General features: G+C 70.4%; 27 protein-coding genes and 1 pseudogene. 13 read left to right on the plus strand and 15 right to left on the minus strand.

Going from position 1 to position 25,565, the window contains the following annotated elements; genetic code table 11:
- Window positions 1-181 (plus strand): annotated as a pseudogene (locus tag NO889_RS15975) (IS6 family transposase); the annotation flags it as partial.
- Window positions 182-246: 65 nt separating this feature from the next.
- Here the strand turns inward: NO889_RS15975 and NO889_RS15980 are convergent.
- Together NO889_RS15980 and priS are read right to left on the minus strand one after the other, a co-directional pair.
- Window positions 247-1,218: a DNA replication complex subunit Gins51 gene (locus NO889_RS15980; protein ID WP_256413219.1), complete on the minus strand. Its 972-nt coding sequence runs from the start codon at window positions 1,216-1,218 to the stop codon at window positions 247-249.
- Window positions 1,215-2,378, minus strand: a complete 1,164-nt coding sequence (priS, locus tag NO889_RS15985; RefSeq protein ID WP_256413220.1) for a DNA primase small subunit PriS — start codon at window positions 2,376-2,378, stop codon at window positions 1,215-1,217. The genes NO889_RS15980 and priS overlap by 4 nt, the downstream gene beginning before the upstream one ends.
- 120 nt (window positions 2,379-2,498) lie before the next feature.
- Here priS and NO889_RS15990 point away from each other — a divergent pair, with 120 nt between their 5' ends.
- From NO889_RS15990 to NO889_RS16025, 8 genes are all read left to right on the plus strand, one after another.
- Window positions 2,499-2,645, plus strand: a complete 147-nt coding sequence (locus NO889_RS15990) for a hypothetical protein (RefSeq protein WP_256413221.1) — start codon at window positions 2,499-2,501, stop codon at window positions 2,643-2,645.
- Between the two features lie 422 nt (window positions 2,646-3,067).
- Window positions 3,068-3,343, plus strand: coding sequence for a PadR family transcriptional regulator (locus tag NO889_RS15995; protein ID WP_066411259.1), 276 nt, complete (start codon window positions 3,068-3,070; stop codon window positions 3,341-3,343).
- A gap of 171 nt (window positions 3,344-3,514) precedes the next feature.
- Complete coding sequence (locus tag NO889_RS16000) at window positions 3,515-4,855, plus strand: aminotransferase class III-fold pyridoxal phosphate-dependent enzyme (protein ID WP_256413222.1); 1,341 nt, start codon at window positions 3,515-3,517, stop codon at window positions 4,853-4,855.
- Window positions 4,856-5,059: 204 nt separating this feature from the next.
- Window positions 5,060-6,472: a serine hydrolase domain-containing protein gene (locus NO889_RS16005; protein ID WP_256413223.1), complete on the plus strand. Its 1,413-nt coding sequence runs from the start codon at window positions 5,060-5,062 to the stop codon at window positions 6,470-6,472.
- A 24-nt stretch (window positions 6,473-6,496) separates the two neighbouring features.
- The gene (locus NO889_RS16010) at window positions 6,497-7,447 is read left to right on the plus strand and encodes an HhH-GPD family protein (RefSeq protein ID WP_256413224.1); all 951 of its coding nucleotides are present in this window, start codon (window positions 6,497-6,499) and stop codon (window positions 7,445-7,447) included.
- A 192-nt stretch (window positions 7,448-7,639) separates the two neighbouring features.
- Window positions 7,640-9,001 (plus strand): NAD-dependent succinate-semialdehyde dehydrogenase, encoded by a 1,362-nt coding sequence (locus NO889_RS16015; protein WP_256413225.1) that lies wholly within the window; start codon window positions 7,640-7,642, stop codon window positions 8,999-9,001.
- Between the two features lie 69 nt (window positions 9,002-9,070).
- Window positions 9,071-9,469 (plus strand): DUF5778 family protein, encoded by a 399-nt coding sequence (locus NO889_RS16020; RefSeq protein ID WP_256413226.1) that lies wholly within the window; start codon window positions 9,071-9,073, stop codon window positions 9,467-9,469.
- Window positions 9,470-9,481: 12 nt separating this feature from the next.
- Window positions 9,482-10,102: an alpha/beta hydrolase gene (locus NO889_RS16025; RefSeq protein ID WP_256413227.1), complete on the plus strand. Its 621-nt coding sequence runs from the start codon at window positions 9,482-9,484 to the stop codon at window positions 10,100-10,102.
- Between the two features lie 26 nt (window positions 10,103-10,128).
- Here NO889_RS16025 and NO889_RS16030 read toward each other — a convergent pair whose 3' ends face one another.
- The 10 genes from NO889_RS16030 to tbsP all read right to left on the minus strand — a co-directional run bounded on the left by NO889_RS16030 (window position 10,129) and on the right by tbsP (window position 18,603).
- The gene (locus NO889_RS16030; protein WP_256413228.1) at window positions 10,129-10,635 is read right to left on the minus strand and encodes a hypothetical protein; all 507 of its coding nucleotides are present in this window, start codon (window positions 10,633-10,635) and stop codon (window positions 10,129-10,131) included.
- Window positions 10,636-10,639: 4 nt separating this feature from the next.
- Window positions 10,640-10,969, minus strand: coding sequence for a transcription factor S (locus tag NO889_RS16035; protein WP_256413229.1), 330 nt, complete (start codon window positions 10,967-10,969; stop codon window positions 10,640-10,642).
- A gap of 59 nt (window positions 10,970-11,028) precedes the next feature.
- Window positions 11,029-11,634: a DUF8135 domain-containing protein gene (locus tag NO889_RS16040; protein WP_256413230.1), complete on the minus strand. Its 606-nt coding sequence runs from the start codon at window positions 11,632-11,634 to the stop codon at window positions 11,029-11,031.
- Window positions 11,631-12,623: a hypothetical protein gene (locus NO889_RS16045; RefSeq protein WP_256413231.1), complete on the minus strand. Its 993-nt coding sequence runs from the start codon at window positions 12,621-12,623 to the stop codon at window positions 11,631-11,633. The genes NO889_RS16040 and NO889_RS16045 overlap by 4 nt, the downstream gene beginning before the upstream one ends.
- Window positions 12,624-12,777: 154 nt before the next feature.
- The gene (locus tag NO889_RS16050) at window positions 12,778-13,614 is read right to left on the minus strand and encodes an RAD55 family ATPase (RefSeq protein WP_256413232.1); all 837 of its coding nucleotides are present in this window, start codon (window positions 13,612-13,614) and stop codon (window positions 12,778-12,780) included.
- Between the two features lie 25 nt (window positions 13,615-13,639).
- Entirely contained in the window at window positions 13,640-14,803 is a 1,164-nt protein-coding gene (locus NO889_RS16055; protein WP_256413233.1) for a beta-ribofuranosylaminobenzene 5'-phosphate synthase family protein, read from the minus strand.
- A gap of 105 nt (window positions 14,804-14,908) precedes the next feature.
- Entirely contained in the window at window positions 14,909-15,409 is a 501-nt protein-coding gene (locus NO889_RS16060) for a PaaI family thioesterase (protein ID WP_256413234.1), read from the minus strand.
- A gap of 81 nt (window positions 15,410-15,490) precedes the next feature.
- Entirely contained in the window at window positions 15,491-15,829 is a 339-nt protein-coding gene (locus NO889_RS16065) for a cupin domain-containing protein (RefSeq protein ID WP_256413235.1), read from the minus strand.
- An 86-nt stretch (window positions 15,830-15,915) separates the two neighbouring features.
- Entirely contained in the window at window positions 15,916-17,667 is a 1,752-nt protein-coding gene (locus tag NO889_RS16070; protein WP_256413236.1) for a YcaO-like family protein, read from the minus strand.
- Between the two features lie 123 nt (window positions 17,668-17,790).
- The gene (tbsP, locus tag NO889_RS16075) at window positions 17,791-18,603 is read right to left on the minus strand and encodes a transcriptional regulator TbsP (protein ID WP_256413237.1); all 813 of its coding nucleotides are present in this window, start codon (window positions 18,601-18,603) and stop codon (window positions 17,791-17,793) included.
- Between the two features lie 176 nt (window positions 18,604-18,779).
- On the opposite strand from tbsP, the gene glyA reads away from it, so the two are divergent.
- The 4 genes from glyA to NO889_RS16095 all read left to right on the plus strand — a co-directional run bounded on the left by glyA (window position 18,780) and on the right by NO889_RS16095 (window position 22,496).
- Window positions 18,780-20,027 (plus strand): serine hydroxymethyltransferase, encoded by a 1,248-nt coding sequence (gene glyA / locus NO889_RS16080; RefSeq protein ID WP_256413238.1) that lies wholly within the window; start codon window positions 18,780-18,782, stop codon window positions 20,025-20,027.
- An 85-nt stretch (window positions 20,028-20,112) separates the two neighbouring features.
- On the plus strand, window positions 20,113-20,523 hold the full coding sequence (locus NO889_RS16085; protein ID WP_256413239.1) for a DUF3054 domain-containing protein: 411 nt from the start codon (window positions 20,113-20,115) through the stop codon (window positions 20,521-20,523).
- Window positions 20,524-21,201: 678 nt separating this feature from the next.
- The gene (locus NO889_RS16090) at window positions 21,202-21,450 is read left to right on the plus strand and encodes a DUF8015 family protein (protein ID WP_256413240.1); all 249 of its coding nucleotides are present in this window, start codon (window positions 21,202-21,204) and stop codon (window positions 21,448-21,450) included.
- Window positions 21,451-21,497: 47 nt separating this feature from the next.
- Complete coding sequence (locus tag NO889_RS16095) at window positions 21,498-22,496, plus strand: ornithine cyclodeaminase family protein (protein ID WP_256413241.1); 999 nt, start codon at window positions 21,498-21,500, stop codon at window positions 22,494-22,496.
- Between the two features lie 39 nt (window positions 22,497-22,535).
- Here NO889_RS16095 and NO889_RS16100 read toward each other — a convergent pair whose 3' ends face one another.
- The 3 genes from NO889_RS16100 to NO889_RS16110 form a co-directional block, all read right to left on the minus strand.
- The gene (locus tag NO889_RS16100; protein ID WP_256413242.1) at window positions 22,536-23,030 is read right to left on the minus strand and encodes a DUF8215 family protein; all 495 of its coding nucleotides are present in this window, start codon (window positions 23,028-23,030) and stop codon (window positions 22,536-22,538) included.
- Between the two features lie 34 nt (window positions 23,031-23,064).
- Window positions 23,065-24,132: an mRNA surveillance protein pelota gene (locus NO889_RS16105; protein ID WP_256413243.1), complete on the minus strand. Its 1,068-nt coding sequence runs from the start codon at window positions 24,130-24,132 to the stop codon at window positions 23,065-23,067.
- 83 nt (window positions 24,133-24,215) lie between these two features.
- A complete protein-coding gene (locus tag NO889_RS16110) occupies window positions 24,216-25,370 on the minus strand; it encodes a DUF4013 domain-containing protein (RefSeq protein WP_256413244.1) in 1,155 nt (384 codons plus the stop codon).
- Window positions 25,371-25,565 lie beyond the last annotated feature (195 nt).

The raw sequence follows: 25,565 nt of genomic DNA on the forward strand, positions 1-25,565 counted from the left end.
TCTCCGCCGCGAAAACTACAGTTACCGCGTCGAACAACACGGTTTGAGAAATTCTGTCGAACGTGTCTTTAGAGAAGTACAACGACGAACCTCTTCGTTTTCAAACTGTTTCAGCCATGTCGATCCACCGACCGCGGAAACGTGGTTGCAAGCCCACACCGTCTGGTGGAATCATGCTTAAGTTAACACGACGGGGACGCGCGCGGTGCCGAGACGAGAGGGCCGCGGGACTGTCCGACGCCGGCCTCACTCGATCCGTTCGGCGGCGTCCCGTTCGACGAGCGGCTCCGCGTTCGCCGTGGGGAGCGTGACGACGTCCTCGCTCGCGAGGTCGTACTCGCGCTCGTCGACGCCGAATATCTCCCCGACGTCGCGGGTGATGCGGACGGTCTCGCGGTCGATCGCTGATCCGTCCGTTTCGCCCGGCGACGACGGCTCGACGGCACCGGACGGGTCGGGTTCGTGCGCGATCGATCCCGGCTCCTCGTCGACCGGTCCGTCCGCGCCCGGCGCGCCGGGGGGCGCGGGGTCGGGCTCTACGGGCGTCGGGCCGCCGTCCGTGCTCGCGGCACCGGGTTCGGCGTCGGCCGCGGGCGCGTTCGATTCGATCGGACCGGTCGGATCGGTCGGATCGGTCGGATCGGAGGGCGAGCCGTGGTCGGTCGATCCCGCCGGATCGCCCCCCATCGCTCCCGCGAGCACGTCCGAATCCGGATCGGCCTCCGGCGGTACGGAGTCCTCCTCCCGCGGATCGGGGTCCCTCGGGGGGTCCGTCGCCTTCCCTTCGCTTTCGGGCGTCGGGGGCGTCCCGTCGGGTTCCGCGGGCGGCGCGTCGCCGGCTAGCGTCGCGAGGACCTCGGACTTGTTCGCGCGGATCCGCGCGACGAGGTCTTCGAAGAGCGCGCGCTCCTCGGTCGTCATCCCCTCCGTCTCGACGGACATCTCCGCCGCCGCGAACGACGCGAGCTTGACCACCTTGCCGACGCGGCGTTCGTACAGCGCCTCCGCGACCTCCTCGGCGGTCTCGAGTTCGTCGGACATCCGCCGGACGTCGTCGTCGGAGAAGGGGTTGTCGACCTGGTCCGCGCGCCGGTCGCGCGCGGCGCGAAGGTCGGAGACGTACGCGGCGACGTCGTCGTAGAAGGCGTCCCGCAGGTGCTGGAGACTGTCCTTGCGGCGTTCCTTCGCCTGTACCGAGCGCAGTTCGTCCAGGTTCATCGTTCGGGGGCCTTCCGCGCCTCGCCGCGGGCCATCAAGAAGACGCCCGCGAACTCGGGTACGGTGTTCTCGCCGGCTTGGACTGTGACCCTCTTGCCGTTTAATTCTACCGTCGCGCGCTCGTCGGCCTCGATCCGGATGTCGCGGCCGACGAACCGGTCGGGGACCGCGTCCCGGAGCGGGTCGAACCCGTCGAGGTCGGCGCGGTCGATCGGCGTGACGGCGAGCCCCGATCCGCCGTGAAGCGTTCCGGGGAGGCGGATGAGCCGGCGCGTGTCGGTCGTCACCGGCTCGTCGATCGGGGCGGCGTCGGTCGCGGCCACGCGTGTAGCGAGCGCGGAGACGAGGCGACGCACGCCCGGCCCGCCGGCCTCGACGTTGCCCTGGCGGACTGCGTCGGGGTTGCGGTCGAACGCGCCCAGGATCGTCTCGGCGCGGCCCTCGCCGATCCCGTCGAGCTCCATGAGCCGCTCGCGGGCGTCCGCGTCGTCCATCTCCCGGAGGTCGTTGGCGTACTCGACGAGCGCCTCGTGGACGCGCGCGCCCCAGCCGCCCTCGGTCCGGAGCACGCGCTTCGTGGTTCCGCGGTCGGAGACGGTGCGGATCAGCCCGTCGACGTCGAGGTCGATCGCGCGGACGTAATCGACGACCTCCCGGCGGGCCTCGCTTCCCAGCTCCCGGATCGACTCGTCGCGGACGTGGACGTGGTAGCCGCGTCCGCCGGAGAAGACGACCGAGAGGTCCTCGAAGGCGAAGTCGTTCTCGAGGAAATCGAGCAGTCGCATGAGGGCGTCCTTACACGCCTCGAGCATCTCCGGGTAGGTCGCCTCCTCCGGGTCGACGCTCGGGAGGTGGTCGGCGTCGAGGTCGAAGACGAGGTCGGCGGAGCGCCACCCCTTCTTCGACATGGTCGACGCGCCGGGGTCGTCGTATCGCGCGGCCGAGAAGTACGCGTGTCGCGGGGCGTTGTCCGAAAAGAACGTGTCGAGGTCCCCGAGGTCGTACATCGACTGGTGACGGACCATCGTCGTGCCCGATCCGGGCGTCCACGGGATGTGTCCCCACTCGCGGAGATGCGCGTCCGGCGGCGGCGACAGCGAGACCCGCCGATAGTAGTCGCGGAACCGCCCCCGGAGGTACTCGCGCGTCCGATCGTCCATCGTTCCACCCAGTATCCGGGGTCGCCGTATAGGCGTGTCGCTCGCGGCCGCCCGATTCGACCCGAACGGCCGTTCGGCGGCGACCACAACCCTTTGAGTCGGGCCCCCCTACCGGTCCGTATGCGATCGGAAGAGGAGGTCCGCGAGCAGTACGAGTTCCTGCGCGAGGAGTTGGCCGACGAGGAGATGTCTCATCGCGGCGTCGAGGAGCTTTTCACCCACTACAAGCGCGCGCTGGGATGGGTGTTAGAAGAGGAACACATGTGACCCGCGCTCGATAGGTTTATTACTATCAACCCGATACTGTCACGTGACGCTTCGTCTGGAGGGCCGAAGCGTCAGCGGGGACCAATTTCGAACGCTCGCCTCACGCGGCTTTTTTCCGCGTGGGGCCCGCGTTCGTTCTCGACGACCGAACCGATCGAACTCCGAGCCGTAGGCTCGTCGACGCGCGATCCTCCGAAGACCTCTCGACTCGTCGGCGACGAATCGTGCGTTCTCACCCAGTAGTGTCGGATTCATAATACTATCGAGACGCCGAGAACGGTCTCCGATCCGAGAAAGATAGTCACCTCGTTGACGGTATCGAACGGGTCACGTCACTGCGGTACGTGTCGGATGGCTCCGTATTCGGGGTTCTATGTAACGGTATATTTATTTATTTTCCACGTATATGTCCGGCCACCAGCATGTACGACCTCACAGGTTTCCAGCGTGACTTGCTCTACGTTATCGCCGGCCTCGAAGAGCCGCACGGCTTGGCGATAAAGGACGAACTGGAGGACTACTACGAAAAGGAGATCCACCACGGCCGGCTCTACCCGAACCTGGACACGCTCGTCGAGAAGGGGCTCGTCGAGAAGGGCCAACGCGATCGACGGACGAACTACTACACGCTCACTCGACGCGGGCGGCGCGAGATAGACGCGCGCACGGAGTGGGAGACCACGTACATCGAACACTGAGACCACGTAGATCGAACACTGAACCGCGTCCGTCGACACTGACGCCACGTCCCCCGAAGGCGACGGACTCGATCGACCCGAAACGCGGACGCGTTCCCCGGAGCCGTTCCTCGCCGACCCTCCTCCCATGGTAGCCCCCTCTTTTTTCGCGGTCGGGTGACATCCCAGTGTATGGACCGTGACACGGTAACTCCCGAAGTGACCGAATTTCCGGGCGAGCGAGCCCAGGAGTGGGTCGACTACCACCACCGATCGGCGGCACCGAGCACCTACGTCTACGAGTTCGTCTGGGACCGCACCGCCCCCGCGACGGGTCCCTTCTGTACCGACGTCGACGGCAACGTCCTCATGGACTTCACGAGCCACGTCGCCGCCGCGCCGCTCGGGTACAACAACCCGCTCATCACCGAGCCGCTCGAGGAGTTCGATGTCGTCGACCCGACGAAGATCGCGGGTCAGGACTTCTACGTCTCCGACGGTAACCCCCCCGGAGAGGCGGCGCCCGGCCCCGCCGATCTCATGGACCGGCTCACCGACATCACCTCCCACTACGACATGGACACCGTCTTCCTCTCGAACTCGGGGGCGGAGGCGGTCGAGAACGCGATCAAGATCTCCTACGACGACGCCGACGGCGCGAAGTACGCGATCACCTTCGAGGGGGCGTTCCACGGACGGACGCTCGGTGCGCTGTCTCTCAACCGTTCGAAGTCCGTCTACCGCCGGGACTACCCCGAGATGAGCGGCGTCCACGACGTGCCGTACTGCGACGACCGGACCTGCTCGGCCGACACCTGCTCGTGCGGCTTCTTCGCCGACGGTGAGTCCCGACTGCGCGAGAAGCTCGACCCGAAGTCCGGCCACATCGACCCCGACGAGGTCGCGTATCTCATTATGGAGCCGATCCAGGGCGAGGGCGGCTACCGGTTCCCCTCGGAGACGTTCACCGACGAGATCGCCGACCTCGTCGAGGAACACGACATCACCCTCATCGCCGACGAGATCCAGTCGGGGCTCGGCCGCACCGGCGAGATGTGGGGCGCGGACAACTACGCGCTCGAGCCGGACGTGATCACGAGCGCGAAGGGGCTCCGCGTCGGCGCGACCGTCTCCCGCTCGGACGTCTTCCCCGAGGAGACCGGCCGGATCTCATCGACGTGGGGGGCCGGCGACGTCGTCGGCGCGCTCCAGGGGTCGCTCACGATCGACGCCATCCGCGAGGAGGGGCTCATGGAGAACGCGAGCGAGCGCGGCCGGCAGTTCCTCGAGGTCATGCGCGACGCCGACCCCGAGGGCGTCGTCGACGTGCGCGGCAAGGGACTGATGCTCGCCGTCGAGTTCGACACCACGGACCGCCGCGACGAGGTGGTCGACCGGGCGGTCCAACACGGCCTCCTCACCCTCGCGTGCGGCCAGAAGGTGATCCGGATCCTCCCGCCGCTCGACGTCACCGAACGCGAGATCGAGCTCGGCTGTGAGCTGTTGACGGCCGCGATCGACGACGTCGCGTAGGGTCGCTCACACCGCGTTCCCGATATCGCCCCGGTCCCTGCGGTTGGTTTCTCGGTCCCGTCGAAGACCGCACCGAGGCGGCCATCGGGGCGGATGTGAAGCCGGACAGGCCGCCAGTGTCGCGCTCTACTTCCGGAAGCGCGCGACGACGTGACCCCCTATAGGAGGGGATGGGACTAACTGGCGGTGGACGGACGTCTCGGTATGTCACCACAGCGCCATCCGTCGGAGCAGACGCTCGACCGCGTGGAGAGGTTCATCGACGACCGTCTCGTCGACGGAGGCGTCCCAGGGATGAGCCTGGCGATCGTTACCGAGGACGGCCACCGCTACTCGAAGGGGTTCGGCGCTCGTGACCTCTCGGAGAACGCCCCGATGACGTCGGACACGCTCTACGGTATCGGATCGTGTACGAAGTCCTTCACGGCACTCGGGATCATGCGACTCGCCGAGCAGGGAGCACTCGACGTCTCCGATCCCGTGACCGAGTACCTGCCGGTCTACGAGCACGTCCCTGGCGACCCGATCACGGTCCACGATCTGCTGTGTCACGGGTCCGGAATGCCGAGCGATGCGACGGCCGTCGCGCTCATCACTCGTCACGTCACTGGGAAGTCGTCGACGACTCCACTCAGTAGCGCGGACGACTTCAGACGTCACGTCGAGAGCTCGCTCGACACGCGCGTAACCGACGAGAGTGACCCGTTCTACTACTACAACTCCGGATACACCGTGCTGGGCGAGGTGATCGAGGCCGTCTCCGGGACGGAGTACCGTGAGTACGTGCGGAAGAACGTGCTCGACCCGCTCGGGATGGACCGATCCACCTTCGACGGGGAGGCGTTCGACGGCACGGACGACGCGATGAGCGGCTACTACCGCGACGACGACGACCTGATCGAGGGAGGGGTTCCGCACGACCGGGTCATCGACGCTCCGGGCGGCCTGCTCAGTTCGGTCGACGAGATGGGGCGCTACCTCCGGATGCAGATGAACGGCGGGACGCTCGACGGCGAGCGGCTGGTCAGCGAGGACGCCGTCGCCACGATGCACGAACCGTACACGACGCGGGAAACTCGCCTGGACGGTACCGAAGTGGAGTACGGCTACGGCTGGATGCTCCGGGAGTTCCTCGACGATCGGCTCGTCGAACACGGGGGGACGGTCACCGTCTCGACGGGATACGTCGGATTCCTCGAGGAGGCGGGGATCGGCGTCGCCATCGGAGCGAACGCGACTCCCGAGGTACACCCCATGTACGTCGGGCCGGCGGTTCTCGCCATCCTGTCGGGGAGACGGCCCAGCGCCGTCCCGTTCTTCGCGCTCCGCGAGAAGGTCGATCGGATCGCTGGCGTCTACGAGTCACACCGGGGTCTGGTGGAAGCCGAGGTCGAACCGGCCGGGGGCACCGCGACGCTCTCGATGCTCGATCGGGAGTTCAGCTTACATCCGACCTCGACCGATCCGGACGATTTGACCTTCGAGACCGTGACTGCCGCGGGTGCCCGCGAGCCGGTCGAGTTCGGACCCACCGGCGAGGGAGGCGTAGATCTCCGCTTCCAGCGGTGGCGGCTACAGCGGGCCGATACGCGACTCGAGCCGGACCACCACGGATAAGCCGCCCGCGGCCCGAGGGAGCGTATGACCGACCCCGACGAGGCCGTCGTCTCCGGGCTCGCCGACGGCGACGCTCCCTCCCTCCCGGCGGACCACGAGGGGGTCCGCGACGCGCTCCGCGAGTGGTACGAGGCGGACCACCGCGAGTTCCCCTGGCGGCGGACGGCGGACCCCTACGAGATCCTCGTCAGCGAGGTGATGAGCCAGCAGACCCAGCTCGACCGGGTCGTCCCCGCGTGGGAGGACTTCCTCGAGCGCTGGCCGACCGCGGCCGACCTCGCCGACGCCGACCGGAGCGACGTGGTCGCCTTCTGGTCGGACCACTCGCTCGGCTACAACAACCGCGCGACGTACCTCCACGAGGCGGCGACGCAGGTCGAGACGGAGTACGACGGGGAGTTCCCAGACTCCCCCGAGGAGCTTCAGGAACTGATGGGCGTCGGCCCTTACACCGCCAACGCGGTGGCGTCGTTCGCGTTCAACGCGGGCGACGCGGTCGTCGACACCAACGTGAAACGCGTCCTCCACCGCGCGTTCGACGTTCCCGACGACGACGCCGTCTTCGAGCGGGTCGCCTCCCGCCTCATGCCCGACGGCGACTCCCGGCTCTGGAACAACGCGATCATGGAGCTCGGCGGCGTCGCCTGCGGGCAGCGGCCGCGCTGTGACGAGGCGGGCTGCCCGTGGCGCGAGTGGTGTCACGCCTACCGGACCGGCGACTTCACCGCGCCGGATGTGCCCACCCAGCCGAACTTCGAGGGGAGCCGTCGGCAGTTCCGCGGGCGGATCGTCCGGCTTCTCGGCGAACACGACGAGGTGGATCTGGACACGCTCGGTCATCGGATCCGAGTGGACTACGCGCCCGACGGCGAGCACGGGCGGGAGTGGCTCCGCGGGCTGCTTTCGGACCTCTCTGACGACGGTCTCGTCAGGATCGAGGAACGGGACGACCGGGCGGTCGCTCGCCTCCGGTAGTCCGATCCGGATCCGCCGAACCGCGATCCGGATCCGCCGAACCGATCTTGGGGCGTCGTAGGCGAGCAACGACCGGAGTAACTATTAAAGGTTTCATATATCTCGTTGATGCCGGACAGAGGAACCGTATTTAATTATTTCTCATCGATCCCCATGGAAAGGCATACGTGTCGAGGGGGGGGATCTCCGTCCATGGACGTGGTCGATCCCGCGACCGGCGAGACGGTCGAGACGTACGAGGAGGACGACGCGGCGGACGTCGCGGACGCGCTGGACCGCGCGGAGGCGGCCTTCGAGTCCTGGCGCGAGCGACCGCGGCGCGAACGCGAGGAACTGCTCGTCGCCGCGGCCGAGATCCTCCGCGAGCGCAAGTCCGAGTACGCCGAACTCATGACGCGGGAGATGGGCAAGCCGATCGAGCAGGCGGAAGGCGAGATCGAGAAGTGCGCGTGGGTGTGTGAACACTACGCCGAGTTCGCGAGCGCCTACCTCGAGGACGAGCACCACCCGAGCCCGCCCGGATCGGAGGTCAAGACCTCCTACGAGCCGCTCGGTCCCGTCCTCGCCGTGATGCCGTGGAACTTCCCGTTCTGGCAGGTGTTCCGCTTCGCCGCGCCGAACCTCGTCGCCGGCAACGTCGGCCTCCTCAAACACGCCTCGAACGTCCCTGGCTGCGCGCTCGCCATCGAGGAGGTGTTCCGCGACGCCGGCTTCCCCGAGGACGCCTTCCGGACGCTCCTCGTCTCCGCCGACCTCGTCGAGGACGCCATCGACGACGATCGGGTGAAGGCGACGACGCTGACGGGCAGCGGCCCCGCGGGGAGCGCGGTCGCGGCCGCGTCCGGGAAACGGATCAAGAAGTCCGTCCTCGAACTCGGCGGCAGCGACCCGTTCGTCGTCCTCGACGACGCCGACCTCGAGACGACGATCGAGGAGGGCGTGTGGGCGCGCAACCAGAACTCCGGGCAGTCCTGTATCGCCGCGAAGCGCTTCGTCGTCCACGACGACGTCTACGAGGAGTTCGTCTCGGGGCTCGTCGAGGGGGCGGAGTCGCTGACGGTCGGCGACCCGACCGACCGCGACACCGACGTGGGGCCGCAGGCCAGCGCCGATCTGATGGCGGAGCTTCACGACCAGGTCGCGCGGAGCGTCGAGGCGGGCGCGACCGTCGAGACGGGCGGGGAGCCGCTCGACCGCGACGGGGCGTTCTACCCGCCGACGGTGCTGACGGACGTCCCGGAGGACGCCCCGGCCGCCAGAGACGAGCTGTTCGGCCCCGTCGCGGCCGTCTTCCGCGTCGACGACGAGGCGGAGGCCATCGAGCGGGCCAACGACACGCGCTTCGGGCTCGGCGGGAGCGTCTGGACGACCGACCGGGAGCGCGGCGAGCGGCTCGCCCACGAGATCGACGCGGGCTGCGTCTACGTCAACCGGGTCGTCGCCTCCGACCCGCGGGTCCCGTTCGGCGGCGTCGGGGTCTCGGGCTTCGGTCGCGAACTCTCCGAGGCGGGCATCAAGGAGTTCGTGAACCGCAAGACCGTCTGGGTACAGTGAGCCGACGGGGCCGGACCCGAGCCGCGAGAGAACCGTCACTCGTTTAGCGTCGGAGCCGAACGATCCGGTATGAGCGAGACCCTGGAGTCGGACCTCTATCAACGGACGAAGGCGCTCTTAGAGCCCGGCGACATCGAACTCGTGGGCTGTATCGTCCACACGGAGCTGTCGGGCCAGGAGGACCTCGAGATGCACGAGCTCACCGTCGACGCCAACGAGGTCATCGCCGACCACGCCGGAAAGGGCGAGACGTACATCGAGGCGGGCAACGACGACACGGACTTCTCCTCGAACCAGTTCCAGGGACGCACCCTCGACGGGGAGGCGTTCGTCTGGGAGTGCCAACAGCTCCTTCGCGAGGGCACCTTCGACGTGGTGTTCTACTACGAGGCCGGCGTCGACCAGGCGGCGCTCGCCGACGATCTGGCCGCCCTCGACGGCGTCGACCGCGTGACACAGGTGCCCTGACCGCGATCCTCCGTGACCGACACCGTCCCGATCCCCGGCGGCCGCGACGTGCGCGCGACGCTGGACACCGCCGCGAGCGACGGCGCCCGGTCGGACGCGGTCGTCGTCGCCTGCCCGCCGCACCCCCGCCACGGCGGCCACCGCGGGGACGAGCGGCTGACCGCCGTCAGCGACGCGCTCGCGGCCCGCGGCGTCGACTGCCTCCGGTTCGACTACGGCGCGTACGACGAGGGGATCGGCGAGTGTACCGACGCCGACGACGCCGTCGGGTGGGCGCTCGACCGCTACGACGTGGTCGGACTGTTCGGCTACTCCTTCGGCGGCACCGTCGCGCTCGTCGCGGCCGTCTCTCGGCCGGAGCTCGCCGGCGTCTGCGCGCTCGCCCCGACCGACCGGCTCGCGCCCGAGGTCGACGCGGTCGCCGCCCTGGACGACCTCGCGGCGCGGAAGGCGTCCGTTCGGATCGTGTACGCGAGCCGGGACTCGACCGCCGACTGGGAGCCCGTCGTCGAGCGGGCGCGGGGGCTGGACCTCGAGGTCGTCGCGGTCGACGCCGACCACTTCCTCGTCGGCCGCGCCGGCGACGCCGCAGAGCCCGTCGCCGAGGCGTTCGCTCGGTGGCTCGGCCGGTAGGAGCGCCGCGGGTCCCCGACCGGAACTCACCGCAGCTCGCCGATCAGTTCGGCCGCCATCCGCTCGCCGCGGCCGGGGTCGTACCCCTCCATGCGGAGGTGCGCGAGCGGGGCGACGTACGGGTTCGGCTCCCAGTGTGCCCACACCTCCGTCGAGCCGTCCGGGGCCGGAAACAGTCGGACGTGGACCTGCCAGTCGCCGGTGATCCCCTCGGGCCGGTGGACGAAGCTCCCGACCTCGTGGACCGTCTCCCCGTCGCGGTCGTACGCGTGGAAGTACGCGCGGAACAGTTCGGAGAAGCCGCACTCCGGCAGCCGCTCGCGGGTCTCCGCCGGGGTGTACGGGAGAGTACCGGCGTACTCGTCGGGCGGCGGCGGCAGCACTCGGACGTGCTCCGGGACGGCGTCGGGCAACGACGCGAGCAGCCGCCCGGCTCCGAGCCGGAGACGCCAGAACCCGAGGCCTCGTCCGACGAGGAACCCGAGGAGGGGAGCGACCGACACGACGGCGAGCAGCAGGCGTCGCGAGCGCATCGGATCAGTTGTAGCCGCGCCAGCGGCGACCGCACTCCTTGCATTTAAAGAATCGCGTCGGCGGCTCGTCGGCCGCGCCGGTCTGTTTGATCGTGTACCACGCCTCGCCGTGACCGCAGGCCTCGCAGACGACGTCGGTGGCGGTGGGCTTCCCCTCGAAGTTCGCGCCCTCCTCCGTCTCGATCAGCTCCTCGCCGGTCTGTTCCGTCGTCGACTCGAACCGCTCGGCGAGTTCCTCGTCGCGCTCGGTCGTCGCCCCGCAGTCGTCGTTTCGACAGACCATCACGCCGTCCCGCGAGACCATCATCGAGCCGCAGTCGTCACAGAACTGCATCTCCCCGCGGTACGGACCGAGCGCCCTTATGTTCCCCGTTGCTCGCGGCCGTCCGCGAGTCACTCGTCGAGCCGCCCGTGTCGATCGAACCGGGGACCGTCGTCGGTCACCATCGGACAGTCGCGGACGCGGAACTCCTCGAAGCCGACCGCCTCGAGTATCGACGCGTCCTCGTGGGTACAGGCGGTCTCCGGGGGATCCGAGAAGTTCGGACAGCGATGGCAGTACGTCCGCTTGTCGACGACGTGGTCCGTCGGCTCGCGCGAGTCACCCTCCGGGAACGCCGCGTCGGCGACGTCGTCCGGGTCCTCCTCCAGCGCGTTCCAGACGTCGTCGACGTCGACCTCGTCGACCTCGATCCGCTCGAAGGGATCGCCGCCGGGGTCCGGGGTCGCCCCCTCGTCGTCGAGTTCCGCGAAGGGATCCGCATCGGCCCCGTCCCGTCCGCCCGTCCCGATCGGCCCCGAGAAGAGGTCTCCATCGGGGTCGGCATCGATCTCGTCGAACGGGTCGTCGTCGGGCGCGCCGTCGATCTCCGCCGACGAACCGCGAGCGCCGCCGCCCTCGTCGAGGCCGTCGAGGGAGTCGCCCTCGTCGAGGTGGTCGTCCTCGTCGTCCGGTCGGTCGGTCCGGTCCGCCGAGCGGCCGGTCGGGTCGTCGCTCATCGTCCGTCCCGGCCGCTCTCGTCGGTCGTCCCGTCGTCCCGGTCGATCCCCTCGCCCGCCCGTCCCCCGTCGGCGGCCGAGGGCACGTCGCCCTCGAGCGCCGGCCTGTCGTCGACGGTCAGCGTCGACCGCCGGTAGAACCGTTTCGCGGGGTCGAGGTCGTCGAACTGCGACTCGCAGTAGGGACACTCGGGGGTCGAGAGGAGCGAGAGACGCACCGTGTTCCCGCACCCGCCGCAGTCGGCCTTTTTCACCCCGTGTCGGTTCGCGGTCCGGAGGATCGCGTCGAGCCGCTCGCGGTCGGCGCGGTCGCGTCGGACTGCACGGATCTCACGCTGTGCCCGGACGACCGCGCTCGCGACCCGCGAGAGCTTCTCCGAACGGTCCTCGCCGGCCGAAGCCAGATCCGCGAGGCGGTCCTCGGCGGCGGAGAGTCGCTCCTCGGTGTCGGCGAGCCGGTCCGCCGTGTCGGAGAGCCGCCCCTCCGCGCTCGCGACGCGATCGTCGATCCCGTCGAGGTCGCTCTCGACGGTCGCAACCGTCTCGTCGAGCCGGGAGAGGCCGTCTCCGAGCGACTCGACGCGCGTCTCCACGCCGTCGAGTCGCTCGGCGGCGCTCGCCGCGTCGGCCGCGACCGCCTCCAACCGCTCGGCCGTCTCGGGGTGGTCGTGGTCCGCCTCGGCTTTCCCCTCCAGATCGCGGTAGAGCCGGACGAACCGTTCGCGGAGGTCCTCGACGTCCCCGTCGACCGACGAGCGGAGCGACTCGACCTCCGACCGTACCGAGTCCACCGACCCGTCCAACCGGTCGGTCGTCTCCCGGAGGTCGGCGATCGCCGACCGGATCTCGGTGAGGTCCCCCGTGAGATCCGTGACGCTCGCCGCGCCGCGGCCGTCGCTTCCGGAATCGGCGGCGTCCACGCCGTCTCCCCCGCCGGTAGTGCCGTCGACCGACTCCTCGACGGTCCCCCCTCCGTCGGAGTCACTCATCGCGGTACCTCTGCATCTACGCCACGTTCGGCGGCGAGACATAAGTAACCTGCCGCGTGGTTCTCCGGATCGATACTCTCGGGGGCCGCGGCGTTCGCAGCGGCCGCGGCGATCGTGTCGCCGTCGACGTCGAGACCGGATCTCGACCCGCCGCTCACCGGATCTTCCGGACGTCGCTGATGTCGAAGCCGCCGTCGTGGACCTCCGTCTCGAACCGGACGATGTTCTCCGCCTCGAGCCGCGAGAGAACGCCGCGGAACTCCCGGACGAACATGGTTCGGGCGCGTTTCGACCCGCCGCTCTCCCAGGCGAACTGGAGGGTGCCGCCGGCGGCGTCCATCAGCGTACCGAACTCCCGGTCGGTGAGCGCGTCCTGGTTGACCAGCACCAGGATCAGCCCCTGCCACCGCGTGGCGGCCTTCTTCAGTCCCTTCATCACCATCGCGACGTCGCTCCACTCCATGTCGTCGGAGGCGGCGGAGACGAGATCGGTCACGGAGTCGATACAGACCACGTTACCGGCGGCGTGCTCGCTCAGGTAGTCGCCGAAGGCGGTGAGCACGTCGTCGTAGCGCCCGTGGTCGCCGAGATCCGCGATCGTCGTCGTCTCGCCCTCGTACCACTCCCGCGGGATCGGGCTGAGCTGGAAGAACTCCGGCGAGAGGTCGCGGAACGCGATCCCGTCGACGGCGGCGTCGACGACCTCCTCCGCCAGCGTGTACCCCATCTCCCTCGTCAGCGCCGCCTCGTCGGCGGTAAACGAGAGGTAGTGGACCTCCGGGGGGACCGCCGCGTCGCCGGAGAGGTCGCCGTAGTAGAGGTCGAAGAGCTCTTCCTCGGTCCGGCCGAGGGCGTTCATCGCCGCGCTCGTGTAGAGGAACTCCCGCGCGCCGGCTCCCGACTCGCCGGCGAGAAGGACCACGCTTCCGGGCGGCGCGCCACCCTCCAGGATCGAATCCAGCCGGGCGACGCCGAACGGGACACTCGACATACCTCGGTACGGGTCGCGGGCCCGCTTAGTGTTGTCCCTCGTCGGGGTCGCAGTCGAGACCGTCCGGATCGTCCCGGTCGTCCGGATCGCCGGCCACGTCGTCCGGATCGTCCACGTCGCCCGCTCCCGCCCGGACCCGCGCGCCCTCGTTCGCGGCCCGGACGACGGCGACGCTCCCGTCGACGCCCGCCGCCTCGAGGGCGCGCTCGCCCGCCTCCCTCGCCGCGTCGGCGCGGTCCGCGTCCGTGACCCCGTAGACGGCCGGCCCCCAGGAGGACTGTCCGGCTCCGAACACCGCCGGCGACGCCGACAGCGACGCCACCACGTCGCCGACCGGCGGCCGGTAGACGCCGCCCTGCTCGTCGGCGTACCATGCGCCGTTGAGCCGCCCCACCGACGCGACCGCCGCGCCGAACGCCTCCGCGCGCCCCGCCGCGACCGCGGGCAGCACGCGACGGGTGACGATCCCGGCGATCCGGTCGGCGAGCCCCGGCTCCGCCCGCTCGACGGCCGCCCGCATCGAGGCGTCCTCGCTCTCCCCGTTTCGCCCCGGCTCGGCGTCCGGGCGGACGAGCAGGAATCGCCAGTCGTCGGGGACGTCGTGGCGCGCGGCGACCGGCGGGACCGCCCACTCCCCGTCGGCCGGGCGGTCGGTGGTGAACCGCGCGGTCGGGTGGCCCGCGTCGAGGACGAACCCGCCCGCCTCGAAGGCCGCGACGCCGACCCCGGAGCGCCCCCCTCGGCCCAGCGCCGGAGCCCGTTCGCGAACCTCGGGATCGCGACCGTGCGCCCGAGCGATCACCGCGAGCGTCGTCGCGGCCAGCTGCGTGCCGCTTCCCAGCCCCGCGTGTCGCGGCAGCGACGCCCGGACCGCGACGGTCGCGCCCGGAACGTCGAGCAGGTCGACGGCGGTCGCGGCGTACTCGCCGACGTCGGCGCGGATCTCGTCGTGGACGCCGGCGCGGACCGCGTCGCGGGCGTCGCCGCGAACCGCGTCCGCCCCGGACCCCTCGGCACCGGAGAGCGCGTCCGACTCGACGGTCACCGACGTCGAGTCGGCGGGGGTCGCTTCGACCGTCACCCGCGGCTCCGCGAGAGCCAGGCCGAGCGCGCCGTACAGGCGCTCGTGGGAGAGGCTGAGGTTACAGAAGCCGAAGTGGAGCCGCGCCCCGGCGCTCGCGAGTGCCATCGTCTCCCCCGCTTCGATCCGGACGTACAAAAGGAACCGAGACGGGGGCGAAAACCGCCGTCACGGCGAACGGGGCCGTCACGCCGGCGCGGTCGTCGCTCCGATTCACTCGAACAGTCGTGCGGTGGCTTCGCCGGAGGCGAAGAGCCGCGGGTCCGGGTCGCCGAGGTCGCTCTCGGGGAGGACCTCGATCCGGGCCGTGGCCAGCGTCGAGCCGAAATCGATCACGTCGGCCTGGACGACGTGCGGCTCGTCGCCCCCGTCGTGAAACGACATGTCGATCCGCGTGGTCGCGAGCGGGACCGGCTCGAGCGCGTCGGCGATGATCGCCGCCATGGCGGCCGCGTCGGCCAGCGTCACGAGGATCCCGCCGTTGATCCCCTCGGCGGGACCGACCTCCGGGGGCCGCGTTCGGTCGCTGACCGACTGGCGGAGCCGGACGAACCCGCGCTCGACGGTCAACACCTCCGGCTGGAGCCAGTCGTAGTACGGGTTCGAGCGCCGGAGGTGCTTCAGGTACTCCTCGACGCTCTCCAGCCGGACTCGTTCCGTCTCCTCGTCGATCGGTTCTCCGCTCCCGTCGGGTCCGTTGGCGTCGTTCGTCATCGGGTGGTCGAAGGGTGGAGGGTCGTCGCCGGCACCGTGTCCGGTACCGTCGGGATCGAGTCGGGCATCCCGTCGCAGTCGTCACTCCTCCCAGTCGGGATTCGGCCGGGGTGGTGCGAACACGTCGAACCCCTCGACGGGGACCTTGCCCTCGTTGACCGCCGCGTGCGGCTCCCCGCCGGGGATCGCGAACGTGTCGCCGGCGTGGACCGTCCGCTCCTCGCCGTCGACGACGAAAGTGAGTGCGCCGGCCGTGACCGTCCCGACCTGCTCGTGCGGGTGGTCGTGTTCTGGTACCTCCGCGCCCGGCTCGATGTAGAACCGCTGGATGCTCGCCTCGTCGCCCGCGGCCCCCTGGGTGAGGTGGACGCCGGGGACCGCCTCCGTCGACTCGACCTCGTCGTCAGATACGATGTCCATACGACCCACCGCGACGCGGCGTCACTTAAACACGCGGGGCGGAGGGGGCGAACGCGGGGGTCACCCGCCGGGTCGCTCGAGGACGTTCACGGGAACGGATGGTACGCTCGGTCGAGCGTCGGCTCGAACCCCATCGATCGGGGGACTTCGCGGGCGCGCTCGCCGAAGAACGGGTCGCCGGTGAAGAGCGGCTGCGCACCGGGGACGAGGACGCGAACGGCCTCGAAGCCGAGCGCCGCCACGTCGCGGGTCGTCGTGCGCGCGACGACGGGGTCGAGCCCGACCGACCGAACACGGTCGACGACCGCCTCGAGTTCGGCGACCCCGCCGTCCCCGTTCCGGGAGCCGGACTCACCGTCCGTCCCGCTTTCGAGGTCGGGCGCGTCGAGGCTCGTCGCCGGGACCGTCGCGTCGGGGTCGAAGAACTCGCGCGTCGCGTCCGGGAGGTCGGCGTGGCGGCCGATCGCGGCCTCCTGTTCGGCGGCGGTTTCCCTCCCCATCGACCGGAGTTCCGTCCAGTTCTGGAGCGCCTCCGCGATCGCGTTGCGGGCCGCGGAGACCGGGTCGAGGTCCGCGCCCGATCCGGCGGCAAAGCGGGGCCACTCCCCGTCGCGGTGGACGGCGGCGGCGACGACGGGGACGTCGACGTCGGTCGTGACGAGCAGCGTCGACACCGACAGCGACTCCGCGCGGGCGCGCTTCCGGAGCCGATCGACGACCGGGTCGTCGAGTTCGAGCCCGAGCGGCTCCGTCGTCGAGTACCACGTCGTCATCGTGGCGTCCCGCTCGATCGTCTCGTAGAGCCCCGACAGCGCCGCCTCCGCCCCGGTGTTGCCGAGGCCGAGCCCGGTCGTGATCGCGGGGCGGTATCGGCGCTCCGGCGGCGGGAAGCAAACGAACTCCGCGGGGAGGCTGACGACCGTCTCGGAGCCCGGACGCCCCTCGGTCACCAGTCGCTCGCCCGATATCCACGCGAGTTCGTCCCCCGGCGAGTACCCCGCGGCGTCGTCCGGGCGGACGAACGCGTCCGGCGCGACCGGGTTCGGCACGTCGGCCTCGGTCGCGGTCGTGAACGACGACGCCCGGTAGACGCCCGCGGCGTAGCGCTCGAGTCCCTCGCCGAGCGCCTTCATGAACGCGGCGTCCCAGTCGTCGTCGGCCCCGGCGGCGAACTCCGCGGCGCGGACGTCCGAGAACGGCGTCGTGTCGGCGACGTGCGAGACGTAGTACGGCACCGGGAACGACTCGCGTTCGCCCACCTCGGAGACGAGTCCGATCCGAGCGTCGACCCCTCGCTCCGCGCGCTCCAGCGCCGCCGACACCGAGCGCCGCTCGCCCCCGAGCGTGAGCGCCGTGCCCGGCTCGGAGCCGCAGCCGCAGCCGGGCACTGGAAGCAGCGACCGGGTCGGACCGGGGACCTCCCGGACCGTGTCGCCGACCGGCTCGCCCGCGAGCAGGCGGATCGCCGTCCGGCCGGCGACCGCGCCGGCGTACCGCACCGCGGAGCGCGTCCCCTGCGGCGCGTCCGCCGCCTCCGCATCGCCGCTCGCGACGCGGTCCCGCAGGCAGTCGTAACACGCGTCCTCGAGGACCGTCACCGCGGCGTCGACGTCCGCGAGCGGGGTCCCGCCGAGCCCGCCAACCTCGACGGCGATCCAGCGGTCGAGCAGGTCGTTCGCGGCGTCGAACGTCGCCGACCCGGTCGCGTCGACGACGACGGCGAGGTCGAACCCGTCGAGCAGCGACGGCTCGACCGGCATCACGTTCACGTCGACGTCGCCGAGCGCGGCCGAGACGGCCTCGACCGCGGGGCCGTCGCCGACCAGTCCGATGTCCATGCCGCGGTCGACGGGGAGGAGGGAAAAAAAGCCCGCGGGGACGGGACGAGAACGGTGAAAACGGGACGGATGCGACTGCGCGAGGAGGCGACTACGCGAGGAGGCGACTACGCGAGGAGGCGACTACGCGAGGAGGTCGGCGGCGACGGCGGCGAACTCGTCGGCGTCGACGCCGGCCAGCCGGTCGTCGCCGAGTTTGAGCCGGAGCCGCGGACGGCCCACGTCGATCGGGACCTTCTCCGTGTCGATGACGCCGACGTCCTCGAGCCGGGTCTTCGTCCGGGAGAACGTCGCCTTCGAGGCGATCCCCACGTCCTCGCCCCACTTCGAGATGTCGTACAGGAGGACGTCGTTGCGCGCGGCGACGAGGAGCGAGACCGTCACCTCGTCGAGCCCGTCGTCCCCGCCCGCGCTCTCTACGGACGCGAGCACCGCGTCGAAGTCGTCGCGGACGTCCTCGCCGATGTCGGCCGCCATCGTCTCGCGAACGCGGCTGATCGACGGCGTGCGGAGCGCGTACTCCTCGGCGTCCGCGAAGGCGTCGCGGTGCGTCCCGAACACCTCGGCGACGAACGCCTCGTCCGTCGTCGAGAGGGCGGCGACGCGCTCGCCGGCGTTCACGAGCGCGACGACCTTCGACTCGGAGACGAAGAGCGCGTTGTCGGCGTCCTCGGGGAGGAGGCGAAGCCGCAACGCCCCGGACTCGAGGAGGTCAGCGGCCTTCGAGGCGACGAGGAAGTCGTCCATGACACCTTTTAGCACGCTCTCGTCGGCGAGCATCGACATCGTCGGGAGGTCGTCGCGGTCGACGGCGGCGTCCACGAGCGAGACGATCGTCGACGCCGGCGGGTCGATCACGAACAGTTCCTCGTCGGACCCGGCGAACGCCGCCTCGAGGACGTCCTCCACGTCCGATTCCAATAAATTCGACACCATCTATCTCCTCGTATACAATCCGGATATCTATTTAATATTAACGGGACTTGTATAGCGAACAACGCCGTTTAGGGGCGTCTCACCGCTGAAATCGACGGATCCGCCGATCGTCGGTGGCGCGCCCGTTCCGCCCGCGGACGGACAGGCTTAATGTGCCGTCGGCCGCGACGAGACGTATGGACAACGAGAACCTCCGGGCGGTCGACCCGGCGGTGGCGGACGCGCTGGCCGGCGAGCGGACGAGACAGGAGGAGACGCTCGCGATGATAGCGAGCGAGAACCACGTCAGCGAGGCCGTTCTGGAGGCACAGGGGAGCGTCCTCACGAACAAGTACGCCGAGGGGTACCCCGGCGCGCGCTACTACGCCGGCTGCGAGTACGCCGACGAGGTCGAGGAGCTCGCGATCGAGCGGGCGACGGAGCTGTGGGGGGCCGAGCACGTCAACGTCCAGCCGCACTCGGGGACGCAGGCGAACCAGGCGGTCTACTACTCGGTGCTCGAGCCGGGAGACAGGATCCTCTCGCTCGATCTGAACCACGGCGGCCACCTCTCGCACGGCCATCCGGCGAACTTCACCGGCCAGATCTACGAGGTCGAGCAGTACGAGGTCGACCCCGAGACCGGCTACATCGACTACGAGGACCTCCGCGAGACCGCGGAGGCGTTCGATCCCGACATCGTCGTCTCCGGCTACTCCGCGTACCCGCGGACGGTCGACTGGGAGGCGATCCAGGCCGCGGCCGACGCCGTCGACGCCTACCACCTCGCCGACATCGCTCACATCACCGGGCTCGTCGCCGCCGGCGTCCACCCCTCGCCGGTCGGCGTCGCCGACTTCGTCACCGGCTCGACGCACAAGACGATCCGCGCCGGCCGCGGCGGGATCGTGATGTGCGACGAGGAGTTCGCGGACGACGTCGACAAGGCCGTCTTCCCCGGCGGGCAGGGCGGCCCGCTGATGCACAACGTCGCCGGGAAGGCCGTCGGGTTCAAGGAGGCGCTCGAGCCCGAGTTCGAGGAGTACGCGCAGGCGGTCGTCGACAACGCCGAGACCCTCGCGGAGACGCTCCAGGGTCACGGGCTCTCCTTAGTCTCCGGCGGCACCGACACCCACCTCGTGTTGGTCGACCTCCGCGAGTCGCATCCCGACCTCTCGGGCGGTGACGCCGAGGACGCGCTCGCGGCCGCGAACATCGTGCTCAACGGGAACACGGTGCCCGACGAGACGCGCTCGCCGTTCGACCCCTCCGGGATCCGCGCCGGCACCGCCGGGCTCACGACCCGCGGCTTCGACGCGGACGCGATGGCGGAGGTCGGCGACCTCATCTACCGCGTGATCGACGACGCCGACAGCGAGGACGTGATCTACGAGGTCGGCGAGCGCGTCGTCGAGCTCTGCCGGGAGTACCCGCTGTACGAGTAGCGCTCCCGTCCCAGTTTTCAACCCCACTCCGCCCCGCCGGCGCGGATCCGTACGTACAAAGTAGGGGCGGGTCCGACGGGGGCGTATGGACGACCAGTCGTTTCTGGCCCGGCGTCTCGACCGCGCGGCCGCGCCGCTCGCGGTCGGCGACGTCCTCGTGTTGATGGCGCTTCTGACCGTCGGAACGCTCAGTCACACGTCGACCGAGTTCCTCGCGAACGAGCCGACCTACCTGCTCGGCGTGTGGGCTCCCTTCCTGATCGGGTGGGTCCTCCTCGCGCCGCTCGTCGGCGCGTACTCCCCCGGCGCGGCGGAGACGGCGAAGTCGTCGGTCCCGCTCGTCGTGCGCTCGTGGGTCCCCGCGGCCGCCGTCGGGTTCGTCCTGCGCGCGTTCGTGTTCCGCGGCGGGATCGCGCCCAGCTTCGTCGCGGTTATCCTCGTGACCGGCGCGGTCGCGCTCGGCGGCTGGCGGGCGGTCTACTTCCGGCTGCGGTAGCCGCACTCCCCCGTCTTCGACTCGCGTTTCCGGATCGACGTTCGGCTTCTCCATCCGATCAGCATCCGCGGACGATGTGGTTCGACTCGACTCGGTCAATACAGGTGAAGAAGCGGGAGATTCGCGGTGCGGTGGCGCGCCGGTGAGCGCCCGACGGACGCGAACCGCCCGCGAGGGAGTTGCGAGCGCGAACGCGCGAGCAACGAGGTTGGGGAGGCGTGAGGTGCGGAGCGGTAGCGGTCGGGTGGGACTCAAAGGGGCAGTCGCGAGGACGAAGCTCGACGACGTAAGCACTGGAAGGAACGAACGGAGTGAGTGACTGAAGCGCGCAACGAGTCGCGCAAGTCCTCACGACTGGGGCTTTGGAGGCGTTCTCCGCAGTCGGTTGTTTCACCGCGTACAGCCGAGCGACTGGGGCTTTGGAGACGTTCTCCGCACCAGCAACGACACCGTTCTCATCACCTTGTTTTCTCACGAAACACCCGTTCTACAAGCACTCACCGACGGCGGGCGTTTCATCTCGATCCACGTCGGAACTTCGAGGAGGCCGCGTCCCGGCAACGATCCCGCCCCGAACCCGGCATAAGTTATGAGATGGTTTTCTCGTCCCACGGCAGCTATGACTCCGTGGGTACGCGAAACAATTATGTGGTATCATGGTATAGATCCACGCGGATCATGAGTAGGTATTACGACTACGTCCTCGGACTCATTCCGGCCGCCCTGCTCGGCGTGACTGCCTTCCTGAACCTGGTCGGGCTGTCGTTGACGGCGGCCGTGCCCGTGGGCGCGAGCGTCGCGCTGGCGCTCATGGGCCACGCGATGTTCGTGCGGGCTCCCCTCGACGACGCGGCTCGGACCTCTGACGCCGCCGGCACCGGCTCTCGCTCCGCTTCCGCCCCCTTCGCCGGCTCCGGCTCGGACTGATCGCCGCGTCCTGTACCGTTTAGTCACCCCCGCCCGATGGGTGGGACATGACCGACACGCTGTTTCTCACGAGCGCCGACGTCGACGACCTCGCCGAGCCGGCCGACTACGTCGCGGCCGTCCGTGAGGGGTACCGGCAGGTCGGCGAGGGTGCGCCCGCCGAGCCGCGGACGAAACTCGGCAGCGACGACCCGCCGGGGATGCTCACGACCTACGTCGCGCTGTTGCCCGAAACGGGCGCGATGGGCGGATACACCTACTCGGCCGGCTTCGGGGAGCGCGACGCGTGGTTCATGACGCCGCTCTTCGACGCGGAGTCCGGCGAGCCGCTGGCGCTCCTCGACGGCGCGTCGATGAACCCGTTCAAGACGGGCGCGGCGGGCGCGGTCGCGGTCGACGCGCTCGCCCGCGAGGACGCGACCGAGGTCGCGGTGATCGGCAGCGGCTCGCAGGCGCGCGGGCAGCTCCGCGCGGCCGCGACGGTCCGCCCGTTCGAGGCGGTCCGCGTCTTCTCGCCGACGGCCGAGAACCGCGAGTCCTTCGCGGCGGAGTTCGACGAGCGGCTCGACGCCGACGCGCGCGCAGTCGCGAGCGCGAGCGAGGCGCTCGCCGGCGCGGACGTCGTGATCACGGCGACGACCGCGAGCGACCCGGTGATCGACGACGCCGACGTGGAGCCTGGCACCCACGTCACGGCGATGGGCCAGTACGCCCCCGGAAAGAACGAGCTTCCCCCCGAACTCGTCGCACGCGCCACCTACGTCCCCGACCTCCGCGACCGCGCGACGCGCGACGCCGGCTCGTTCCTCGCGGCGGTCGAGGAGGGACTTGTCGACGAGGACGGGGTCGTCGCCGAACTGGGCGACGTCGTCGCCGGCGCCCATCCGGGACGGACGAGCGACGAGGAGGTGACGGTCTTCGACTCCGGCGGGACGGGCATCGAGACGGTCGCGGCCGCCCACATGCTGTACGAGCGCGCCCGCGAGGCGGGGCGAGGGGAGACGATCGCGTTCGCGCCCGCGAGCGAGGCACTCACCGGGAAGTAGCGGCGCGGCGACGGGCCGCGGCGTACCGCCGACCCGCGCTCAACGGCCCCGTCGGCCCCGCCTGCTCCGCCGCCGAACGGGCTCGCCGTGGACGGCGCGGTAGACGGTCGGGAACGCCGCGATCCCGAGGGTCTGGACGATCCCCCCGCCGACGAAGGCGAGCGGGAGCGGCCCGGAGAGCGCCGTCACGGCCGCGGCGACGCCGAGCGTCGCCGCCAGGTAGCTCGCGGAGAAGTACGTGATCCGGAGCGGGGCGCTCCCGACCTCGCCGAGCCGCGGCCACTCGCCCGCGTCGACGACGCGGGTGCGAAACAGCGTCAGCGCGAGCGACCCGACGACGACCGCGCCGATGCCCGCCGTCGGCAGCGCGTCGGGAAACGCCGACTGGAGGACGAGGCCGAGCACCAGCGCGGGCGACGCGAGAACCGTCAGCTCGATCCCGGCGAAGAAGAGCCGCTCGGTCCAGTAGCTCGCGCCCTCCTTCGTGTTCGCGTAGTGTCGCTCGTCGTAGCCGCGGGGGTCGTCGTCGCTCATCCCGCGTCTCCCGTCGACCGCTCGCGGTTGCGGGTCACTGGAGCCGGTACCGCAGGATGGCGGCGATGCCGCCGAGGTTCGAGAGCTGTTCGCCGGGGGCGAACGCCGCCGAGAAGACGACCACGTCGCCGCCCTGTCGCTCGACCGACTCGATCACCTCGTTGACGTCGATCTCCCAGTCGCCCCCGCCCTGCCGCTCGGTTCGGAGCCGGTCGTCGACGACGAGCAGCGTCTCGACCGCGCCGAACTCCGCGGCCTCCGCCACGTCCTCGGGGCCGTAGGTGGCCTTCGCGCCCGTCGCGATGTTCTCCGTGAGCTCGTCGATGAGGCTCGCCTCCTTGGCGATCCGCGTCTCCTTTTGTACCTCGTCGACCGCGCCGCGTTTGAGCACCTCGTGGACGCCGCGGTCGCCGGCCGCCGAGGTGTCGACGACGGTGACACGCTCCGCGAGATCGCGGTACTCCTCGGCGATGTAGTCGCGCGCGTCCTGTTTCGTGAACCCCGGACCCGCGAGGATCACGGCGTCGGCGTCGAGGTGGGAGAGCGCCTCGGCGAGTTCCGCGAACAGCTCCTCGCGCGGGCGGGAGTACTCTCCCTTCCCCGTCGGCTTCGTGAACGAGGCGTACTCCTCGGTGCCGTACTGTTGGACCGTGTGGACGTAGGCGGCCCCCTCCTCGACGGTCGCGATGGCGACGTCGGGGTTCTCCGCGGCCTCCGTCGCCTCCTCCAGCCGCTCGGTCTGGTCCGGCTTGAAGTGCTTCTCGACCGTGATCTCGTCGTGCTCCTCGACGTTTATGGTGTGGTGAGCGTTGAGCTGGTCCTCCCGCGAACAGGCGACGATGACGCCCGAGACGCGGAGCCGGTTGGCGAAGCGCGCGAACTCGACGTCGTCGACCTCCAGGGTCACGAAGACGTGCTCGCGCTGGCCGCCCGTGTCCCGCATCCGGTCGTCGTCCCGCTGGATCCGGCGGGTGGTGTCGCCCTCGACGCGGTCGCCCGGCTCGAGGACGTGCGACAGATGCCAGAGGTCGTCGACGTTCTCGGGGACGAGCGTGAGCCGTTCTCGGCCCTCCTCGCCGTAGCCCCGCTCGGAGATGCGCATACTCCGGGTTCGATCGGGAGGGTATCAACTCTTGGCTTCCGTGCCGATCGATCCTCCGCTCGGTCGGCGGTGTCGTCGACCCGTCACGTCCCCCAGTCGAACTCGTCGGCGGCGTCGACGCTCGCCCGCTCGTCGGATCCGTCGCGGTCGGCCGCGGGGCCGACCTCGTCACGATCGCCGTCGCCGGCTACCCGATCGCGACCGTCGTCCCCGTCACCGTCGACGAGGGCGTCGAGGTCGACCGTGCCGACCGCCTCGGGAACCGGGGCCGCGGCTCCGCCGGAGACGGTCCGCCCGGTCTGGACCGCCGGGTCGACCTCGGGGCCGACCTCGGCGGCGAGCGAACCGGCCGCCGACTCGCGGAGTTCCGACGAGTCGGCGGCGTCCGCGACGTCGACGGCGACGGGCGACCGGGCGCGCTCGATCGCGTCCGCCGCCCCGAGACCGTACAGCGTGTGGACGACGATCCGGACCGCGAACACCCCGGCGATCCCGACGAGGAGCGGGACGAACGGCCCCGCGAGGGCGTATCCCGTGAGCAGGGTGACCATCGCCAGCGACCACGCGACCGCGTACTCCCCCGAGAGTGCGACGCGACCGACCGCGGCCGGTCGGAGTCCGTCGCGGAGCCGACCTCCGGCGGCGAGCGCGGCGAGCGCCGCCGGCCTGACGTACGCGAACGCGACCAGGTACGCGAGCGAGACGACGGCGACGAAGGCCCCGACGATCCCGTAGACCGGCGTGACGGGTGGCACGCCCGCGCCGACGCCGGGAACGCCTCCCGAGTCGGCCCCCGCGACCGACTCCGCGAGCGGTGCCGGGTCCACGCGATCGAGTTCGACGAACGCGCCCGCGACCCCGACGGCGGTCAGCCCGACGACGAGCGGGAGGAGGTACGCGACGGTGAGCAGCGCGGACGCGACCCCGTCGCGGTAGAGCCGCCCCCATCGAACGAAGGGCGGAGCCTGCGGGGAGGCGTCCGCCGCGGCGGTGGTCCCGGTTCCGGACCCGTCGACCGACTCGATCCCGGCGGCGACCACCCGCAGGAGGTAGCCGCGACCGACGAACGTCGGCGCGAGCGCGAGGGGCGCGGCCAGGACGAGAGCGGGCGCGGAGAGCGTCCCGATCACCCAAATCGGCGTGACGACCCACGCGAGGAGCGTCAGCACCGTCCCGATGATCAGCGTTCCGGCCGCGTCCTCGGAGCGAAGCGGCGTCCCCAGCGCGGCCCGGAGCATACCGATCGTTTCCTCGGAAGGCGTATAAATTGTGCCGGCGACGCGGGGAAGCGGTCGACGGGGCGCGCCGAGCGGAGCGGTCGGCGGCGGACGGTACCGGTCGGTTCGGTCGGCGACGGCCGGCGATCTCCGTCTGTAAAACGGATGACTGAAACATCGTTCACCGAGCGTTTATGCCCGAGGATGGAGTAGTTG

Origin of the sequence: Halorubrum rubrum (genome assembly GCF_024494685.1) — an archaeon.
GTDB classification, from domain to species: domain Archaea; phylum Halobacteriota; class Halobacteria; order Halobacteriales; family Haloferacaceae; genus Halorubrum; species Halorubrum rubrum.

Excerpts from the sequence above, each read along its gene's own strand:
- NO889_RS15995 (WP_066411259.1), top strand. The coding sequence starts at position 3,068 with ATGTACGACCTCACAGGTTTCCAGCGTGACTTGCTCTACGTTATCGCC.
- NO889_RS15990 (WP_256413221.1), top strand. The coding sequence starts at position 2,499 with ATGCGATCGGAAGAGGAGGTCCGCGAGCAGTACGAGTTCCTGCGCGAG.
- NO889_RS16070 (WP_256413236.1), bottom strand. The coding sequence starts at position 17,667 with ATGGACATCGGACTGGTCGGCGACGGCCCCGCGGTCGAGGCCGTCTCG.
- NO889_RS16110 (WP_256413244.1), bottom strand. The coding sequence starts at position 25,370 with ATGCTCCGGGCCGCGCTGGGGACGCCGCTTCGCTCCGAGGACGCGGCC.
- NO889_RS16010 (WP_256413224.1), top strand. The coding sequence starts at position 6,497 with ATGACCGACCCCGACGAGGCCGTCGTCTCCGGGCTCGCCGACGGCGAC.
- NO889_RS16095 (WP_256413241.1), top strand. The coding sequence starts at position 21,498 with ATGACCGACACGCTGTTTCTCACGAGCGCCGACGTCGACGACCTCGCC.
- glyA (WP_256413238.1), top strand. The coding sequence starts at position 18,780 with ATGGACAACGAGAACCTCCGGGCGGTCGACCCGGCGGTGGCGGACGCG.
- NO889_RS16020 (WP_256413226.1), top strand. The coding sequence starts at position 9,071 with ATGAGCGAGACCCTGGAGTCGGACCTCTATCAACGGACGAAGGCGCTC.
- NO889_RS16050 (WP_256413232.1), bottom strand. The coding sequence starts at position 13,614 with ATGTCGAGTGTCCCGTTCGGCGTCGCCCGGCTGGATTCGATCCTGGAG.
- NO889_RS16055 (WP_256413233.1), bottom strand. The coding sequence starts at position 14,803 with ATGGCACTCGCGAGCGCCGGGGCGCGGCTCCACTTCGGCTTCTGTAAC.
- NO889_RS16015 (WP_256413225.1), top strand. The coding sequence starts at position 7,640 with ATGGACGTGGTCGATCCCGCGACCGGCGAGACGGTCGAGACGTACGAG.
- NO889_RS16100 (WP_256413242.1), bottom strand. The coding sequence starts at position 23,030 with ATGAGCGACGACGACCCCCGCGGCTACGACGAGCGACACTACGCGAAC.
- priS (WP_256413220.1), bottom strand. The coding sequence starts at position 2,378 with ATGGACGATCGGACGCGCGAGTACCTCCGGGGGCGGTTCCGCGACTAC.
- NO889_RS15980 (WP_256413219.1), bottom strand. The coding sequence starts at position 1,218 with ATGAACCTGGACGAACTGCGCTCGGTACAGGCGAAGGAACGCCGCAAG.
- NO889_RS16065 (WP_256413235.1), bottom strand. The coding sequence starts at position 15,829 with ATGGACATCGTATCTGACGACGAGGTCGAGTCGACGGAGGCGGTCCCC.
- NO889_RS16085 (WP_256413239.1), top strand. The coding sequence starts at position 20,113 with ATGGACGACCAGTCGTTTCTGGCCCGGCGTCTCGACCGCGCGGCCGCG.
- NO889_RS16035 (WP_256413229.1), bottom strand. The coding sequence starts at position 10,969 with ATGCAGTTCTGTGACGACTGCGGCTCGATGATGGTCTCGCGGGACGGC.
- NO889_RS16030 (WP_256413228.1), bottom strand. The coding sequence starts at position 10,635 with ATGCGCTCGCGACGCCTGCTGCTCGCCGTCGTGTCGGTCGCTCCCCTC.
- NO889_RS16105 (WP_256413243.1), bottom strand. The coding sequence starts at position 24,132 with ATGCGCATCTCCGAGCGGGGCTACGGCGAGGAGGGCCGAGAACGGCTC.
- NO889_RS16000 (WP_256413222.1), top strand. The coding sequence starts at position 3,515 with ATGGACCGTGACACGGTAACTCCCGAAGTGACCGAATTTCCGGGCGAG.
- NO889_RS16060 (WP_256413234.1), bottom strand. The coding sequence starts at position 15,409 with ATGACGAACGACGCCAACGGACCCGACGGGAGCGGAGAACCGATCGAC.
- NO889_RS16090 (WP_256413240.1), top strand. The coding sequence starts at position 21,202 with ATGAGTAGGTATTACGACTACGTCCTCGGACTCATTCCGGCCGCCCTG.
- tbsP (WP_256413237.1), bottom strand. The coding sequence starts at position 18,603 with ATGGTGTCGAATTTATTGGAATCGGACGTGGAGGACGTCCTCGAGGCG.
- NO889_RS16005 (WP_256413223.1), top strand. The coding sequence starts at position 5,060 with ATGTCACCACAGCGCCATCCGTCGGAGCAGACGCTCGACCGCGTGGAG.
- NO889_RS16045 (WP_256413231.1), bottom strand. The coding sequence starts at position 12,623 with ATGAGTGACTCCGACGGAGGGGGGACCGTCGAGGAGTCGGTCGACGGC.
- NO889_RS16040 (WP_256413230.1), bottom strand. The coding sequence starts at position 11,634 with ATGAGCGACGACCCGACCGGCCGCTCGGCGGACCGGACCGACCGACCG.